A 17,303-nucleotide genomic window follows, 5' to 3' on the forward strand; every position below is an offset into this window, starting at 1 on the left:
TCATGCGCTCTCCTTGAAGTCATCATCGATATCGTCCGGCGCGCCGTGCTCCAGGTTCAGCGCGAAACCTCTGGCGCGGCCCTGTTGCGACTTGACGCTGTTGTCGCTGTGGCGCGCCTGCGGCTTGGCGACCGGATGGCTCGGACGGGGCTTGACGGCTCTGTCGTTGCGGCTCTTCTGCGCTTCCACGCGGAAGAAGGCGATCGAGGTCTGCAACTCCTCGGATTGAGCGGCCAGTTCCTCGGACGTGGCGGCCATTTCCTCCGACGCCGACGAGTTCTGCTGGGTCACCTTGTCGAGCTGCTGGATCGCTTCGTTGATCTGGGCTGCGCCGATGTCCTGCTCGCGGCAGGCGGCGGAGATTTCCGAAACCAGTTCGGCGGTCTTGCGGATGTCCGGCACCAGGCGAGACAGCATGTCGCCGGCCTGCTGGGCGGCCTTCACCGTATCCGACGACATTTCCGAGATCTCGGCGGCGGCCGACTGGCTGCGTTCGGCGAGCTTGCGGACTTCGGAGGCGACGACGGCGAAGCCCTTGCCGTGTTCGCCGGCGCGGGCCGCTTCGACGGCCGCGTTCAAGGCGAGCAGGTCGGTCTGGCGGGCGATTTCCTGCACGATGCCGATCTTCTGGGCGATGGTCTGCATCGCCGCGACGGCGCGGTTGACGGCGTCGCCGGAGATCTCCGCATCCTTGGCGGACTGGCGGGCGATCTTCTCGGTCTGGGTGGCGTTGTCGGCGTTCTGCTTGATGTTGGCGGCCATCTGCTCCATCGAGGCGGAAGCCTCTTCGGCGGCGGCGGCCTGTTCGGTGGCGCCTTGGGAAACCTGTTCGGACGAGGCGGAGAGTTCCTGGCTGCCCGAGGAGACGTTGACGGAGGCGGAAATCGCGTCGGCGACCACGCCGCGCAGACGTTCGACCATGTTGCGAAGGGCGATGCCGAGCGTATCGCGTTCGGACAGCGGCCGCGGCGTCAGCGTCAGATCGCCATTGGAGATCTTGTCGGCGATCTCGGCGGTGTTTGCGAGGTTGCCGACCATCACCTGCAGCGATTCCACGACGTTCTGGCTGAGGCCGCCGCTGCGCGCGGTGTTGATCGGCCGAAGATCGCCTTCGGAGACGCGGATCACGTTTTCAGCCACGGAGGTGAACACGCGTTCGACCGCCTGCACGCTGCCGAGCATGACGCCCATTTCGTCCTTGCGGCCGACGTCTTCGGGATCGGCGAGGGCGCTCAGGCGCTTGGTGACCTGAACGAGCGGGCGGGTGATCAGCCGCATGATGGCGAAGTAGGAAAGGATCGACATGAAGATGATCGCCAGCGCGCCGACCACAACGGTCGTCGTGCCGACCGCGAAGGCGTTCTGCTGGGCCTCAAGCCGGGTCACCATCAGCGACTGCTCGGTCTCGATTGCTTCTTCGATGACCTTGCGAAGGCCATCCATCGAGGCCTTGCCCTTGCCCGAGGCTTCGAGATCGCGCGCCTGCTGCTGCGTCGCGGGATTCTCCATCAAGCGGATTTCTTCCTGGGCGACGGTCGTCAGCCAGATGGACGCCTGCTCGGCGATCATATCGGCGCGCTTCTGCTGGGCGGGGTTGTCGGACGTCAGCGTCCTGAACTTCTCGAGCAAGTCGGCGAAGTTCTTCTGGCCGTTGACGAACGGGTCGAGGAAGTCCTTGTTGCCTGAGACGAGGTAGCCGCGGACGCCGGTTTCGGAGTTCACCATGGCGGAAGCCACCGCGTTCAAGGTGGCGACCACTTCGTTGGTGTGGTCGGTCCAGTGGATGGTCTGCTTGATCTCTTCGTTCTTGAAATAGATCGTGGCGTTCGCGGCGATCACGATCAAGAATATCGATCCAAAGGCGAGGATCAATTTCTTTGCGGTCGAAATATTTTGTAACCAATTCATAAGGAGCCCCTTCCGGCGGAGATTGGTGTCTACTTCTTCCGACGGGCGCCTTCTGAGCGTGATTGCCCATGCGCCCGGCGGATTTACTCCGGCAGGGGGAGCCCTCATTTATCCCCGTCCGGCATTCCATCAATGAGATCGTCGGCTACCGCCTTCGACCTTGATCGTTACGGCCGGGATGTCAGGGCATCCCGGCCGGTCGGGCGGCGCTGTCAGCCTGCCGCCCGGAAATCGTCGTCGTTTTCATCGGGGCCGCCATGGTCGAGATTGAGCGCGAAGCCCTTCACCCGCTCCTGCTGCGCCTTGACGCCATGCGACGGAGGGGCGGGGCGGCGCGGGGCCGCCTTGGCCGCCACCTGCGGCGCGGCGGACCGCTTGATCTGCGCAGGCGCGGCGCGATGGTTCTGTTCGACCTTGAAGAAGGCGATGGAGGTCTGCAGCTCTTCCGACTGGGCGGCCAGCTCTTCCGACGTCGCGGCCATTTCCTCCGACGCCGACGAATTCTGCTGGGTCACCTTGTCGAGCTGCTGGATCGCTTCGTTGATCTGGGCTGCGCCGATGTCCTGCTCGCGACAGGCGGCCGAGATTTCCGAAACCAGTTCGGCGGTCTTGCGGATGTCCGGCACCAGGCGAGACAGCATCTCCCCGGCCTGTTGAGCGGCCTTGACGGTGTCCGACGACATTTCCGAGATTTCGGCTGCGGCAGACTGGCTGCGTTCGGCGAGCTTGCGCACTTCGGACGCGACGACGGCGAAGCCCTTGCCGTGTTCGCCAGCGCGGGCGGCTTCGACGGCGGCGTTCAGGGCGAGCAGGTCGGTCTGGCGGGCGATCTCCTGCACGATGCCGATCTTCTGGGCGATGGTCTGCATCGCGGCGACGGCGCGGTTGACGGCGTCGCCGGAGATCTCCGCGTCCTTGGCGGACTGGCGGGCGATCTTTTCGGTCTGGGCGGCGTTGTCGGCGTTCTGCTTGATGTTGGCGGCCATTTCCTCCATCGAAGCCGAAGCTTCTTCGGCGGCGGACGCCTGTTCGGTCGCCCCCTGGGAAACCTGTTCCGACGAGGCGGACAATTCCTGGCTGCCCGAGGAGACGTTGACCGAGGCGGCGATCGCGTCGGACACCACGCCGCGCAGGCGCTCGACCATGCTTTCCAGAGACTTTCCGAGCGTATCCTTGTCCGACAGCGGCTTGGGCGTCACGGTCAGATCGCCGTTGGCGATGTCGTTGGCGATGCGGGCGGTGTTGCGCAGATTGCCCGTCATCACATTGATGGTGTCGACCACGTCCTTGATTTCGTCGTTGGTCTTGATCTGGATGTCCTGATCGAGATCGCCGATCGCGACCGCGTCGGCGACCGCCTTGATCTTGGTGAGGCCGCTGTTGATGGATATGGCGATCCAGAGAGCGATGGCGATCGAGACGACGAACATCGCGATGACGCTGCCGATCAGGATATTGCGGGAATTCTCATACTGGGCGTTGGTCGCTTCGTCGGTCTGGTGGAGATCCTTGGCGATCAGACCGTTCAACTCGGTCAGCTGGCCCAGGAGGCCGGTGGTGATCTTGGCTCCTTCGCCCATGGAGATCTCGCCGGCCCGGGCGTTGCTCTCGGTGGTGTTTTCGACGGCGAGCTTGACCACGGCGTCCTGCATGGAGGTCCATTGCGGGAAAATGACGTTGAACTGTTGCAGCGTGGTGCGAAGCTCAGGATTCTGCTCGCTGTCGAGCAGATCGACCAGCCTCTTGATGGTCTCGCGTTCCTTGCCGATGTTGTCGACGTAGCCGCTGATCTTCGCGGGATCGGTGTTGATGATGGCGTTCTTCTCGGCCTGGATGGCGCGGTAGATCGAGTCCGAGAGATCGCTCGAATTCTGAATATTGGCGGCCGGACCCTGTACGATCTCGGTGATCGCGCCGTTCAGAGAGGAGAGGTTGGTGATGGCGAGAACCGCCATGACCGTCGCCATGACGATAAGGGCTCCAAAAGATAGTCCGAGTTTCAGTTTGATAGTTGCTCTCATGACGACGCGCCTTAATGAGTGAGTTCCTGCCAGGTTCATTATCCCGATTTATCATCAATCGGTTTTGGTCCCGGCTCGCGCCGAGGTCCGTCTTGTCACGCGCTTTCGCGGAATTCGATATCGCCCTGATCGGGGCCGCCCATGTCGAGATTGAGCGCATAGCCTTTGATCCGCGCCTGTTGCGCGCCGACCGTCTGGGCGTTGCGGCTCTGCGGCGCCGGACGCGACGGGCGTAGCTGCTGTTGTTGCTGCGAGGCCGCCCGTGCGGCCAGAGCGGCGCTTTCGACCCTGAAAAAGGCGATCGACGTCTGCAACTCCTCGGATTGCGCGGCCAGCTCTTCCGACGTCGCCGCCATTTCTTCGGAGGCGGACGAGTTCTGCTGGGTCACCTTGTCGAGCTGCTGGATCGCTTCGTTGATCTGGGCGGCGCCGATATCCTGTTCGCGGCAGGCGGCGGAGATTTCCGAGACCAGTTCGGCGGTCTTGCGAATGTCGGGCACCAGGCGAGACAGCATTTCGCCGGCCTGCTGGGCGGCCTTCACCGTATCCGTCGACATTTCGGAAATATCGGCGGCGGCCGACTGGCTGCGTTCGGCGAGTTTTCTGACTTCCGAGGCGACGACGGCGAAACCCTTGCCGTGTTCGCCGGCGCGGGCCGCTTCCACGGCGGCGTTGAGAGCGAGCAGATCGGTCTGACGCGCGATTTCCTGCACGATGCCGATCTTCTGGGCGATGGTCTGCATCGCCTCCACCGCGCGGTTGACGGCTTCGCCGGAGACTTCCGCATCCTTGGCGGATTGGCGGGCGATCTTTTCGGTCTGGGCGGCGTTGTCGGCGTTCTGCTTGATGTTGGCGGCCATCTGCTCCATCGAGGCGGACGCTTCTTCCGCGGCGGCGGCCTGCTCGGTCGCGCCCTGGGAAACCTGTTCGGACGAAGCCGAAAGCTCCTGGCTGCCGGAGGACACGTTGACGGATGCGGAGATCGCGTCGGCGACGACGCCGCGGAGGCGCGACACCATGCTTTCCAGCGCCGTGCCGAGCGTATCGCGGTCGGACAGGGGCTTCGGCTTCACCGTCAGGTCGCCGTCGGCGATCATCTGGGCGATGCGGGCGGTCTGGCTGAGATTGGCGACCATGTTGCGCATGGCGATGCCGAGCGTGTCCTTGTCCGATTGCGGCTTGATCGTCATGCTGAGATCGCCTTCGCCGATCAGGGCTGCGTTCTGTGCGGCCTGACGGAGATTGCGGACCATGTTGTCCATGGCGTGGCCGAGCGTGTCGCGATCCGACAGGGGCTTGGGCTCCGCGCTGAGGTCGCCCAGGGAGATCAGGTCGGCGACGGAGGCCGTGGCGCGCAGATTGGCGGTCATGACGTTGATCGTGTCGACCAGATCCTTGATCTCGTCATTGGTTTTGATCTCGATGTTCTGATTGAGATCGCCGAGGGCGACCGCATCCGCGACCGATCTGATCTTGCGGAGGCCGGAGCTGATGCTCATGGCGATCCAGGCCGCGGCCGCGAGACCGAGCGCGAGCGCGGCGAGCGACACGGCGATGATGATGGCCCTGGTCGAACCGTAGAGCGCGGTCGTATCGCGATCGGCCTGAACCATCTGTTCTTTGTTCGCCTGCTTGCGCGCCTCGATGATCTCTTCGATGCGATCGGTGACGACGCGGCCGTCCGTCGTCGCCAGGCGCACCGCGCCGGCCATGTCTCCCGCCTTGGCGCGGTCACGGACTTTCTCATCGATGGCGAAGAGGTCTTCCGCCTGCTTGCTCACTTCGGCCCAACCCATGCGGCCGGCCTCGGTGGTCGCGGCCTCCTGCAGCCACTTCACCGTATCGGCGAAGTTCTTACGGTTGCGGTCTCCCGCCTCGATGTATTTGGCCACATCTTCCGGCGTCGTCGCCGTGGCGAGGTTCATCTGCGCGCGGGCGAGGCGGAGTTGATAGTTGCCCAGGGTCTGCGCATTTTCCAGGCGCGCCGCCGGGCCGGAAATGACGTTCGAAATGGCTTGATTAAGAACGGACAGGCTATAGAGCCCGTAGCCGCTGATGCCGCTCAGCAAAAGCAACAGGAGCCCAAAGGCGCACGCCAGTTTGGCTTTGATTGTAAATCTCATCTCAAATCTCTCAGATAATCTTCCGGGCGATCGAAAATATGGTCGACCGACCTTTGGTTGTTCGGCTAACCCATTATTGGGTTAGCCGCAGGCCTTCATCGCTTGACTTCATTCACCCGGCGGCGCGGAACTCGTCGTCGGCGCTGTCGGGACCGCCCACGTTCATGTCGAGCGCGAAGCCGCGCACGCGGGCCTGTTGTTCACTGACGCCGAGACCGGATTGGCGCGTCGCCGGCTTGGCGGCCGGGCGACCGGCCGGACGGGCCGTCGGCGCGGCCGCTTTTCCGGCGGCGGCCATCGCCCTCTTGCCTTCCCGCGACGTGTCGACCCGGAAGTAGGCGATCGACGTCTGAAGCTCTTCAGACTGCGCCGCGAGTTCTTCCGAGGTCGATGCCATTTCTTCGGACGCCGACGCGTTCTGCTGCGTGACCTTGTCGAGCTGCTGGATCGCTTCGTTGATCTGCGAGGCGCCGATATCCTGTTCGCGGCAGGCGGCGGAGATCTCCGAGACCAGTTCGGCGGTCTTGCGGATGTCCGGCACCAGGCGCGACAACATTTCGCCGGCTTCCTGCGCCGCGATCACCGTGTTCGACGACATGGAGCTGATCTCGGCGGCGGCCGACTGGCTGCGTTCGGCGAGCTTGCGGACTTCGGAGGCGACGACGGCGAAACCCTTGCCGTGTTCGCCGGCGCGGGCGGCTTCGACGGCCGCGTTCAGAGCAAGCAGATCGGTCTGGCGAGCGATTTCCTGCACGATGCCGATCTTCTCGGCGATGGTGCGCATGGCGCCGACGGCGCGGTTGACGGCGTCGCCCGAAAGCTCGGCGTCCTTGGCGGATTGGCGGGCGATCTTTTCGGTCTGGGCGGCGTTGTCGGCGTTCTGCTTGATGTTGGCGGCCATCTGCTCCATCGAGGCGGAAGCCTCTTCGGCGGCGGCGGCCTGTTCGGTCGCGCCCTGCGACACCTGCTCGGAGGAGGCTGACAGTTCCTGGCTGCCGGAGGAAACGTTGGTGGATGCCGAAAGCGCATCGCCGACCACGCCGCGCAAGCGCTCGATCATCGCGTTGACATAGCCCAGCAGTTCGCCGATCTCGTCCTTGCTGGTGATGTCGGCGAGCTTGGTGAGGTCGCCTTCCGACACGCTGCGCACGGCGGCGTTGGCGCGGTTGAGGCCGTTGGAAATCGTCTTGGAAATCCAGAAGGCGGCGGCGACGGAGATAAGGAGCGCTACGGCGCTGATGCCGATCATGATGCTGCGCGACGAGGCGTACTGCGCTTCCGCATTGCCCTCGGCCTCTTGCATCCGGCCGTTTTCGATGTCGATCAGGTCGTAGATGACCTTGTCGATTTCGCTGATGACGGGGCGAAGATCGACGGTCGCCTGCGTGGCGCCGGCGAGGTCGCCGGCTGCGAGGCGCTGGCGGGAAAGATCATCGCCTTTGATAAACTTCTCGCTGTTGTCGCGGATCGAGGCCCAGAGGGGGCGACCTTTTTCCGTCGCCAGGCCTTCGGCCGTTACGAGCAGGTCTTCGAAGCGCTTGCGCGCGGCATTGCCCTTTTCGATGGCCGTGGCGCGCTCTTCGGCGTCGGTCGCCAGAACAAGGTTCTTCTGCTGGCGGATCATCTGCAGGAGTTCGATGTCGATGGCTTGGGCCGTCTTCAGGCGCTGCGCCGGGCCGGTGAGAACGTCGCCGATGGTCGTGTTGAAGGATGACAGGGTGAAGATCGCGTATCCCGCCGTCCCGATCATCAGGACGATGAGGAAACCGAAGGCGATCCCCAATTTTGTTTTGATCGTCAAAGACATAATCCAACCCCTTTAGGATATTCCCGGAGCCCCCGCTCCATGCAATGTTATTTGAAAATGGCTCTCATGTTCGGCACGATGATGAAGTCGCTGCCGCGCTTCACCAGGCAGTCGATGAAATCCGGCCGCCAGCGCATGCCGACGGACGGCGGCGGCTCGCTGGCGGTCCTCGTCAAGGTGGTGACCTCGTAGACCTTGTCGGTGCGGATGCCGATAAGGACCGGCGCGCTGTCGAGTTCGAGGTCCAACTCCATCACGATGATCCGCGTGTCGTTGGTCGTCTTGCTCGGCTCCATGCCGAAGGCGAGCGTGATGTCCGCGAGCGGGATTACCCGGCCCCGAAAATTGATGACGCTCGCCACATAGGGCCGGGCGCCGGGCACCGGCGTTTCCGGCACCAGGTCGAGGATTTCCCTGACGCGGATGGCTTCGATGGCCAGGGTTTCACCGGCGATGTCGTAGGTCAGGACCTCGAGTTCGCTGGCGCGGTCCCAGAACGTGCTTTCGGTTTTGCGTTGTGCTTCCATCATCCTGCGGCGCGCATCTGCGCCTCCTCTAGCTGGCCGGCGGTGACGAGATGGGCGACATCCAGGATCAGGGCGACGGAGCCGTCGCCGAGAATGGTCGCGCCCGAGAAAGTCGCAACGTCATGATGCAGCTTCGACATTGATTTGATGACCGTCTGGTGGTCGCCGATGATCTGGTCGACGACGAGGCCGACGCGTTCGGTTCCGGTGGAGATCACCACCACCTTCTGGAACGGATCGGGCTTGGTGCCCGTCTTGAACAGATCGCGGAGCCGGATGAACGGCACCAGACTGTCACGCAGCGAAATGAAGCTGCGGCCGCGCGAGCGCATGTCGTCTTCGAGCGACAGTTCGAGGCATTCCTCGACAGCCGACAGCGGAATGACGTAACGGCCCGAGCCGACGCGGACGAGCAGGCCATCGATGATGGCGAGCGTCAGCGGAATGTTGAGCGTGATGTCAGATCCCTTGCCGGGCGTGCTGACGATGTTGATCGAGCCGCGCAGCGCGTCGATGGTGCGCTTGACGACGTCCATGCCCACGCCGCGGCCCGACAGGTTGGTCACGGCCTGCGCGGTGGAGAAGCCCGGCTGGAAGATCATCTGCAACAGGTCCTGGTCGGACAGCTGCTGATTGGGCTGGATGAGCCCGTTCTGCTCGGCCTTGGCGCGGATGCGCTCGCGATTCATGCCGCGGCCGTCGTCGCTGATGATGATCTTGACCTCGCCGCCGGTCTGGCGGGCGAGAAGACGCACCTTGCCCGCCGCCGGCTTGCCGGCCGCGACGCGTTCGTCGGCGGTTTCGAGGCCGTGATCGCAGGAGTTTCTGACGAGGTGGACCATGGGATCGGCGAGACGTTCGATGACGCTCTTGTCGACTTCCGTGGTTTCGCCTTCGGTGACGAGTTCGATCTGCTTGCCGGTCTCATGGGCGAGGTCGTGGATGAGACGGCGGAACCGGCCGAACAATTGCGTCACCGGCACCATGCGCAACACCATCATCGTGTCGCGCAATTCGCCCGACAGACGTTCGATGTCTTCCGACACGGCGCGCAATTGCAGATCAGCGCCGCTGGAGGCGAGCTGCGACAGGCGCGATTGGGCGATGACGAGCTCGCCGACGCGGTCCATCAGTTCGTCGAGCCGTTCGGCGGGAACGCGCACATTCTCGGCCGACTTGTTGGTCTGCTTGACGTCGATCGCCGCCGGACGCGCTTCCACGGGCTGAATGGGTTTCGGCGCCTGAGCGGCGCGCGGCGCATCCGCCTTGACCTCGGGGGCAATCGCCGCGGCCGGCGGCTCGTCCCTGACGATGTCGAGCTTCATGTCGTCCATGACGAAGATGAACACGTCTTCGATCGAGGATTTGGTTGCCGCCCCGTCGAGGGTCACCGACCAGGTCAGATAAAGCTCGGTCGGGTCCATGCCGTCGAGCATGGGCACGGCGGAGGCGTCGATGCGCACTTCGCATTCGCCAAGATCGCGCAATTCGTCGATCAGCGGCAGCGGATTGGTGCCGTTGGTCATGGCGTTTGCCGGAAGCGAGAAGCGGATGTTCCACTTGCCCTTCGGCGCGGCGGCGCTCGGCGCCGGCGCTTCGTGGCCGGCGGCGGCCTCGACGGCGCGTTGCAGCCGGCCGAGCAGGTTCTCGCTGACGGAGGAATGATCTGCGCCCGGCTCCTCGACGAGGACGCGCATATGGTCCTTGGCGTCGAGAACGGCGGAGATCAGGTCTTCGGTCGCCGGCACTTCACCCTTGCGCACCCTGTCGAAAGCGGTTTCGCAATGATGCGTGAACGCGGCAAGGGCTTCGAAGCCGAACATGGCTCCGGAGCCCTTGAGCGTGTGGAGGCTGCGGAACACCGCGTCGACCTGATCTTTGTTGCTCAAGTCTTCGAGCAGATCGAGCAGGCCTGCTTCGATCATTTCGAGGAGTTCCGCCGCTTCCGTTCGGAAAACGGCTATAGGATCGGGATGGCTCATTTGCCGAGCACCTTGCGCACGATTTTGACGAGATTGTCGGGGTCGAAAGGCTTGGTCAGCCAACCGGTGGCGCCGGCGGCCTTCGCCTGTTCCTTGATGGAACCATCCGATTCCGTGGTGAGGAAGATGATCGGAACGCCGGTCTGGCTGGGAATCTTGCGAAGTTCACGGATCATGGTCAGGCCGTCCATGACGGGCATGTTGAGATCGGTGACGATCAGGTCGTAGTGACCCGCGGTCGCTTTCGCGATCCCCTCGGCTCCGTTGATCGCTTCGGTGACGTTGTACCCCGCATTGGACAGAGCCACATTCGTGGTCAGTCGAATGCTCGCGGAGTCATCGACGGTCAAAATGTTCGCAGCCATTATTGCATTCCTTCGTGCAGCCAAAATTTTGCGTCCTCGGTCGAGAGGACATCGAGAAAGCCCGCCCGCTTGAGCGCCGTTTTGACGGCCGCGTTGGCGGGACGAGAAAGGGTGACCGGCTTGCCGCCGGCAGCAGCGCTTTTTCGAACGGATTCAATGAGTTGCAAGAAGGACAAGTCGATGTCCTCACAGTTTCCGAGGTCGATCTCGATCTGTGTGGAAGAGCTCGAATAATCCAACAGCTCCGCGTGAATGTCGCGGATATTTCGAATATTTGCTTTAGCAGGCATCGAATATGTCATGTCCTCACCTTTTTACTGGTGTTCGCGCCAATAATTCTATCGCGGGAGCATCACAGCGAATGGCTAACGAGGCGTAAATTTATACTGGGAAAAATTAATCCCATCTAATGATATGCTAGTTTTAGGAGAGAATACTAAACGGAATTTTAATAGATGCTAACGTTTGTTTAAAGTTGCAGAGCTTTGAAATTACTGGAGTTTATACAATTTAAGAAATTCCTGAAATTGAATGCCGGAGAGGATTCGGTAACCAATGCGGAGATTAACGGGACAACTCCTGCATGAATTTACGCATCGTTTGTGCCTTTGCCCTACACTTCTCTCACATATGAAATACGTTTGGGGACAAAACGTTGTTGCAAGTAAAACAGAGTAACGCTGCTTTTTACCGCGTCGGGCGCGCCGAGCTCGACGCGAAGCTCGCCGTTGCGCATGGAAAATTGGAGAAAAAGTTCCTCGAAGGCGGCGCGGTGCTGATCGCGATCTCCGATATTCTGAAGCGGCTCATCGCGTCGCTCGACTCTCTGACCAGCGTGCTCGACGCCGACGCTTCCAACGCCACGATGCAACGCATCCTCTCGACCGCCAAGGAGCTCGCGGAGCTTCCCAAGTTCGAACAGGCGCGGCTGGGTGGGTTCGAGAAGCTGAAGACGGCCTGTCAGAAGATGCAATCCAATGTGGAGGACATGCGCGAGACCATGCGCTATCTCCGGACATTTGCGATCACGGTGAAGATCACCGGCGCAGGCATCGCCGAATTCGCCGGTTTCGCCGACGAAATTCGCGAACGCATCCAATCCGGTGCGCAGGAGGTCGATCGCTTCGGCGATCAGCTGTCGGCAATGGCGTCGCAGCTTGCGACCGCCACCCAGTTCTCGGCCCGCATTTCGCGCGAATATGGCGACGTGGTTCCCGGCGTCGTACGGGATCTCGAACGCGACGCGAGCGTGATCGCCGACCATCATCGCAAGCTCTCGTCCATCGCCAACGATGTGAAATCGCTGGCCCGCGCGATCCAGTCCAAGATCGCCCAGGTCCTGTCGGCGCTGCAGATCGGCGACATCACCCGCCAGCGGCTGGAGCATGTGCGCACGAGTTTCGAATTTCTCGACGAGTTCAAGGCGTCGGCCGACGGCGCCGCCCTGAGCGTCGAGATGAACGAGCGCTGGACGGCGTCATCGATCGGCTGGCGGCGGCGCAGACCGAAAGCATGGTCGACGACTTCGAACGCGACTGCCGGAAGATCATGCAACTGATGCAGAGCTTCGTCGACGACGCCCATTCGATCATGGCGCTGCGCGCGACCATGCATCAGAGCGGCGACCGCGGCGGCAACAATTTCCTGGCCACCTTGGAGCGCGGCGTCGCCGCCGCGAGCGGTCTGGTCGCCAATGTGGCCGAAACCAGCGCCAACGCCAACCGTGTGGCGCAGTCGACCGGCGAGACCGCCCACAGTCTGGTCGACGGGATCTCCATCATCCGCGGCATCAAGACCGACATTCATTATATGGCGCTCAATTCCAACCTCCGCTGCTCGAAGCTCGGGGACGAAGGGCGTTCGGTCAATGTGGTCAGCGCCGAACTCCGGGTATTCGCCGAGAAGCTCGAAGAGCCGGCCAACAACGTGGTCGACGAGTTGCAGCATTTCGAAGGCGCGGCCGTCGCCTTCTCGCAATGCGCCGAAGCCACCGGTTCCGACCTGAGCGCGCCTCTGCGCGCGGCGCTGGACGATATCCGCGACATGTCCAAGCGCATGGACGAGAGCATCGCCCTGTTCGAGCATGAGGGCCAGGAAGTGTTCGCCAAGGTCAGCGCGGCGCTATCGACGCTCGATTTCGAAAGCGAACTCGGCGACGTGCTGCGGGACTGCGTCGCCGTCGCCCGCGATCTGGCCGCCCAGGCCGAAGGCGACGCCTCCATTCTCGGTTCGTCCGCCGACGCCCTCAGCGCGCGGATCTACAAGATCTACACGATGGCGTCGGAGCGAGACCTTCATCGGGAGCTCATGGTCGTCAATCAGGCCGCCGACGAACCCGCCGTAAAGGCTCTGACGAGCGACGAGGATCTGTTCGACGACGCGCTGTTCTGAGCATCCGCCGGGATTGCGGCGCGGGCGGCTTTCGCTGCTCGCTCAGAGATCTTTGCGCATGATGTGATAGACCGCGCCGTCGCGGTCGAAGATCTCTGTCGTCATCCAGCCGCGGGAACCGTAGAGACCGACGGCGCTTGCGCTATAGAGGCTCAGCCGTCGGAATCCGGCCTCGCTGGCGACGGTTTCGATCCTGGCGATCAACCGCTGCGCATGGCCTTCACCGCGATGGGCGGCCGCCACATAGAGCCCCGCGAGCCATGGATTGAGCTCGGGACGGTCATCGAGATCGTCGTTGCAGAGCGCGACCATGCCGATGGGCTCGCCGCCCTCCAGCAGGACCAGCACCGTCGGCAACGGGCCAGGCGCGACCGCCGCCGCCTGTTCGCGCGCCATCAATTGCTCGAAGGATATGTCACTGTTGCTGAAGAAGGCCTCCCAGCGCCAGGCGCCGGTAACGGCTGTCAGGTCCGGCCGCTCTCTGGTAGTGACATAGGAAAGGCCGGATCTCGTCTCGATCACGCCACCGCGCGCGGACGGGCCATCGCGACGGCCGGCTGGGCCGGGCGCAGCCGGTTGCGGTTGGGCACGTAGCCCAGCACTTCCTCGGCGAAGGCGGCGGCGTTTTCCTTGGCCTTGTCGAGATTGCTGACGCGTTCCGAATTCATGTCGTAGAGGCTGCAGCCGTAGTCGAACAGGTCGCGATAGGCGGCGCGTTCGATGATCGGGGTGTCGAGAACCCGCACCTTGCGCTGGGCGAGCATCTGCTTCACCACCTGCAATGCGCGAGTTGTGACCATCGAGTTAACACGGGTCAGAACCACCGAGTGGGGGATGCGAATGGAGGCCTTGTCCTCCAGATACTGCAGCAGTTCGAGCACCTGGGCCCCGCCCTTGGCGTCCATGGCGCAGCCCTGGATAGGGATGAGCACGTGATCGGACACGCCCAGGGCGGTGGCGATCATCGGCGAGCAGGCGCCGGGAAGGTCGAGGAGGAAGTAGTCCGTCCTGTCGCGATACAGGGCCATTTGCGATTGCAGGTTGGAGACGGTCACATAGGACACGACCTGGATGTTGGCGAGCGGCGTTCCGGTCTCATGCCAGCGGCTGATCCAGCGCTGCGGATCGGCGTCGAGGATGGTGACGCGTTCCCCTGACGGGCAAGTTCGGTGGCGAGGAGCAGCACGGCGGTGGTTTTGCCCGCGCCGCCCTTGGTGTTTGCGAAAGTGATGACCGGCATTGCTTGACGTCCTGAAAAAACATTGCGCGCGCCAGCCCGATCCTGCGGCTGAAGCTCTTTCACGATCTTTGCCAATCGTGGTTAAGGAAGTCTTTCCAGCGACCTACTAGTTTGTGTATCCGACTGCAGAAACTACCGCTCGCGCGCGCAAGAAAATTTACGGCCGTCGGGCAGCATCAGCTGCGCCTGATCGCCCTGGATCGAAAAAGCCACGCCATTGGCGCCGTAGTCCGATTTCTCGATGAATTCGTCGCCGTCGGCGACGCCGACATGCACGGCGTTGCGCCATTCGATCGTCCCGACCCGTGGATTGCTCTCGATCAGGGTGGCGGTGACGGGATGGTCGATCTTTCGGCATCTCAACACATAGGGTCCCCGCGTCAGGGCGTTCTCGGCCTGGCGGACTTCCTCGTGCTTTTCCAGAAGCCGGTGAATGCGCTTGGCGTAGGCGGCGATGATGCATCCGCGCGTGTTCTGCGCCAGCCAGCATTCGTCGCGCGCTCGCTTCCAACCCGCCGCATCCGCCTTCATCGCCGCAGCCTGTTTCGGCTCCGCTTTCTTCAAGGCCAGGGTATAGAGCCGAGCGGTTTCGTGGTCGAGCAGCGACAGTTCATGATCGCCGCAAATCGTGCGCTCGGCGCGGCTGTCCACCTTGGCGCAGTCGAAGGAAGGGCTTGCCGCCGAAGCGGGGGTCGGCGCGGCGGCCGGCGCCAGCAATGCGGCCGCCGCTGCGAACAAGGATAGCGGCCAGCCGGCGGCCCGGCGGCGGGAAGGATCGATACGCGGGTGTCGACGGTTCGGGGTCATGGGCGTCACCTCTGTCTCAGCGGCGCCTCGTTCACCGGGCGCCGTGTCTTGGCTTAACGCGCGACCTCGCCGGATGATCCGCAAAAGAAAAGGCCCGCGACGATGGCGGGCCTCAAACCGTTTCGATGCGCGGGGCTCAGCCCTTGGCGCGCTCGACATAGGAGCCGTCTTCGGTCAGCACCACGATCTTGGTGCCGGCGTCGATATGCGGCGGAACCATGGAGCGAATGCCGTTCGACAGCATGGCGGGCTTGTAGGAGGACGAGGCCGTCTGGCCCTTGACCACCGGCTCGGTTTCCATGACTTCGAGCACGACGTGGCGCGGCAGTTCCATGGCGATCGGGTTGCCCTCATGGATCGACAGGATTACGGTCATGCCTTCCGACAGATAGGCCTTGTCGTCGCCGATCATGTCGACGGTCGCCACGACCTGGTCGTAGTTTTCCGGGTTCATGAAGTGGTAGCCTTCGCCGTCCTCATAGAGGTACTGGAAGTTGATGTCTTCCACGATGGCGCGTTCGACCTGTTCGGTGGTCTTCCAGCGCTCGGACACTTTCACGCCGTCGGAAATGCGGCGCATGTCGATCTGCGTGACCGGCGTGCCCTTGCCCGGATGAAAATTCTGCGCGGTCAGAACAACATAGAGCCTGCCGTCGATGTCGAGGACATTGCCCTTGCGGAGCTGAGAAGCGATGACCTTTGCCATAGGACTTCCTTGTAACTTGTTTGAACGCGCATTAAAGGACGGTCGGAACCGGCCAAATGCCCGCCTTTTCAGGATGTGGCGCGCCAATAACCCGAAAACGGGCAAATTGCCAGTCTGAATCGAACGCGAAGGTGAGAAACATGGCCGTGACGACGCCGTCCCGCTGGTGGGCGCCCGATGTGCATGCCGACCGGCGTCCCTTTCTGCTCGCCCGCAACCGCGTGCAGGCGGCATTGCGCGCCTATCTCGCCGGGAAGGACTTCATCGAGGTGCACACGCCGGCTTTGCAGATTTCGCCGGGCAACGAGACGCATCTGCATGCTTTCAAGACGGAACTGATCGGGGCCGACGGGGAGCCGCGTGATTGTTATCTCCACACCTCGCCGGAATTCGCCTGCAAGAAGCTGCTGTCGGCGGGGAGAAGCGCATCTTCACCTTCGCGCATGTCTATCGCAATCGCGAGACGTCTCCGACCCATCAGCCCGAATTCACCATGCTCGAATGGTATCGCGTCGCCGAAGCCTATGAGGCGCTGATGGAGGATTGCGGGCGGATGCTGTCGCTGGCCGCCGAAGCGGGCGGGACGACGACCTTCACCTATCGCGGCATGACCTGCGATCCGTTCGCAGCGCCCGAGCGGCTGTCGGTGGCCGAGGCGTTCTCGCGCCATTCTGGCATCGATCTTCTCGCCACCATCGCCATGGACGGCGAGACGGATCGCGATGGTCTCGCCGCGCACGCCACGGAGGCGGGCGTCCGCATCGCCGAGGACGACACCTGGTCCGACATCTTCTCCCGAATACTGGTGGAGAAGGTCGAGCCCCGTCTGGGCGAGGGGCGCGCCACCATTCTCTGCGAATACCCCGCCGCCGAAGCCGCGCTCGCCCGTCGCTCGCCAGATGACGGCCGCGTCTCCGACCGTTTTGAACTTTACGCCTGCGGCGTCGAACTGGCCAACGCCTTCGGCGAACTCACCGACCCAATCGAGCAGCGCCGCCGCTTCGAGATGGAAATGGCGGAGAAGCAAAGGATCTATGGCGAGACCTATCCGCTCGACGAGGATTTCCTCGCCGCGCTTGCGATCATGCCCGAGGCCTCGGGCGCCGCGCTCGGCTTCGACCGATTGGCGATGCTGGCGAGCGGGGCCCGGCGCATCGACCAGGTGATGTGGGCGCCGGTGGTTTGGGGGCGTGATGGGGAATGTTTTTGAGGCCGGCGCGCGCGCGGCCTGTCTTCCTGTTGTAACTGAGGCGACGGCGTGCGCGGCCCCTCATCCGGCTGCCGCCACCTTCTCACCGCGCCTGCGGGGCGAAGGGCGATGGAGCGCCGTCCTTGCCCCATCCTCCTTCTCCCCGCTCGCGCGGGGCGAAGGTCCCGGCAGGGGGATGAGGGGCTGTGCACACCCCAGCGCTGCATCGCATTCGTG

The 17,303-nt window shown here is 63.1% G+C and carries 11 protein-coding genes and 5 pseudogenes; 3 read left to right on the forward strand and 13 right to left on the reverse strand.

Translation table 11 applies throughout. The features are described 5' to 3' along the window. From H2O14_RS29540 to H2O14_RS19380, 9 genes and pseudogenes are all read right to left on the reverse strand, one after another. Positions 1-1,038, reverse strand: a pseudogene (locus H2O14_RS29540) (methyl-accepting chemotaxis protein); the annotation flags it as partial. A 345-nt stretch (positions 1,039-1,383) separates the two neighbouring features. Next, positions 1,384-2,016: pseudogene (locus tag H2O14_RS29545) on the reverse strand (CHASE3 domain-containing protein); the annotation flags it as partial. A 104-nt stretch (positions 2,017-2,120) separates the two neighbouring features. Then, entirely contained in the window at positions 2,121-3,929 is a 1,809-nt protein-coding gene (locus H2O14_RS19350; protein ID WP_182828933.1) for a methyl-accepting chemotaxis protein, read from the reverse strand. Positions 3,930-4,209: 280 nt separating this feature from the next. Beyond that, a pseudogene (locus tag H2O14_RS19355) lies at positions 4,210-6,052 on the reverse strand (methyl-accepting chemotaxis protein); the annotation flags it as partial. Between the two features lie 112 nt (positions 6,053-6,164). After that, positions 6,165-7,859 carry a methyl-accepting chemotaxis protein gene (locus H2O14_RS19360; RefSeq protein WP_182828935.1) on the reverse strand — a complete coding sequence of 565 codons (1,695 nt, stop codon included), beginning with the start codon at positions 7,857-7,859 and terminating at the stop codon, positions 6,165-6,167. Positions 7,860-7,906: 47 nt separating this feature from the next. Further along, positions 7,907-8,389, reverse strand: coding sequence for a chemotaxis protein CheW (locus H2O14_RS19365; RefSeq protein WP_246697452.1), 483 nt, complete (start codon positions 8,387-8,389; stop codon positions 7,907-7,909). Beyond that, on the reverse strand, positions 8,386-10,368 hold the full coding sequence (locus tag H2O14_RS19370) for a chemotaxis protein CheA (RefSeq protein ID WP_182828936.1): 1,983 nt from the start codon (positions 10,366-10,368) through the stop codon (positions 8,386-8,388). Before H2O14_RS19370 ends, H2O14_RS19365 begins: the two co-directional genes overlap by 4 nt. Next, on the reverse strand, positions 10,365-10,733 hold the full coding sequence (locus H2O14_RS19375) for a response regulator (protein ID WP_182828937.1): 369 nt from the start codon (positions 10,731-10,733) through the stop codon (positions 10,365-10,367). The genes H2O14_RS19370 and H2O14_RS19375 overlap by 4 nt, the downstream gene beginning before the upstream one ends. Continuing rightward, the gene (locus tag H2O14_RS19380; protein WP_182828938.1) at positions 10,733-11,035 is read right to left on the reverse strand and encodes an STAS domain-containing protein; all 303 of its coding nucleotides are present in this window, start codon (positions 11,033-11,035) and stop codon (positions 10,733-10,735) included. Before H2O14_RS19380 ends, H2O14_RS19375 begins: the two co-directional genes overlap by 1 nt. Before the next feature lie 440 nt (positions 11,036-11,475). On the opposite strand from H2O14_RS19380, the gene H2O14_RS19385 reads away from it, so the two are divergent. Next, the gene (locus H2O14_RS19385) at positions 11,476-12,291 is read left to right on the forward strand and encodes a hypothetical protein (RefSeq protein ID WP_182828939.1); all 816 of its coding nucleotides are present in this window, start codon (positions 11,476-11,478) and stop codon (positions 12,289-12,291) included. Further along, positions 12,246-13,124, forward strand: coding sequence for a hypothetical protein (locus H2O14_RS19390; protein WP_182828940.1), 879 nt, complete (start codon positions 12,246-12,248; stop codon positions 13,122-13,124). The genes H2O14_RS19385 and H2O14_RS19390 overlap by 46 nt, the downstream gene beginning before the upstream one ends. Positions 13,125-13,166: 42 nt before the next feature. On the opposite strand, the gene H2O14_RS19395 is transcribed toward H2O14_RS19390, so the two are convergent. The 4 genes and pseudogenes from H2O14_RS19395 to efp form a co-directional block, all read right to left on the reverse strand. Further along, positions 13,167-13,646, reverse strand: coding sequence for a GNAT family N-acetyltransferase (locus tag H2O14_RS19395; RefSeq protein WP_182828941.1), 480 nt, complete (start codon positions 13,644-13,646; stop codon positions 13,167-13,169). Further along, a pseudogene (locus H2O14_RS19400) lies at positions 13,643-14,364 on the reverse strand (AAA family ATPase). The gene H2O14_RS19395 and the pseudogene H2O14_RS19400 overlap by 4 nt, the downstream one beginning before the upstream one ends. Positions 14,365-14,496: 132 nt before the next feature. Next, positions 14,497-15,171, reverse strand: a complete 675-nt coding sequence (locus tag H2O14_RS19405) for a lysozyme inhibitor LprI family protein (RefSeq protein WP_182828942.1) — start codon at positions 15,169-15,171, stop codon at positions 14,497-14,499. A 136-nt stretch (positions 15,172-15,307) separates the two neighbouring features. Continuing rightward, positions 15,308-15,877, reverse strand: coding sequence for an elongation factor P (gene efp, locus H2O14_RS19410; protein ID WP_182828943.1), 570 nt, complete (start codon positions 15,875-15,877; stop codon positions 15,308-15,310). Between the two features lie 140 nt (positions 15,878-16,017). Between efp and epmA the strand changes: the two are divergent. After that, a pseudogene (gene epmA / locus H2O14_RS19415) lies at positions 16,018-17,087 on the forward strand (EF-P lysine aminoacylase EpmA). The last annotated feature ends 216 nt before the right edge of the window (positions 17,088-17,303 follow it).

This window comes from Rhizobium sp. G21, from assembly GCF_014158035.1.
Taxonomy (GTDB): Bacteria; Pseudomonadota; Alphaproteobacteria; order Rhizobiales; family Rhizobiaceae; genus Rhizobium_E.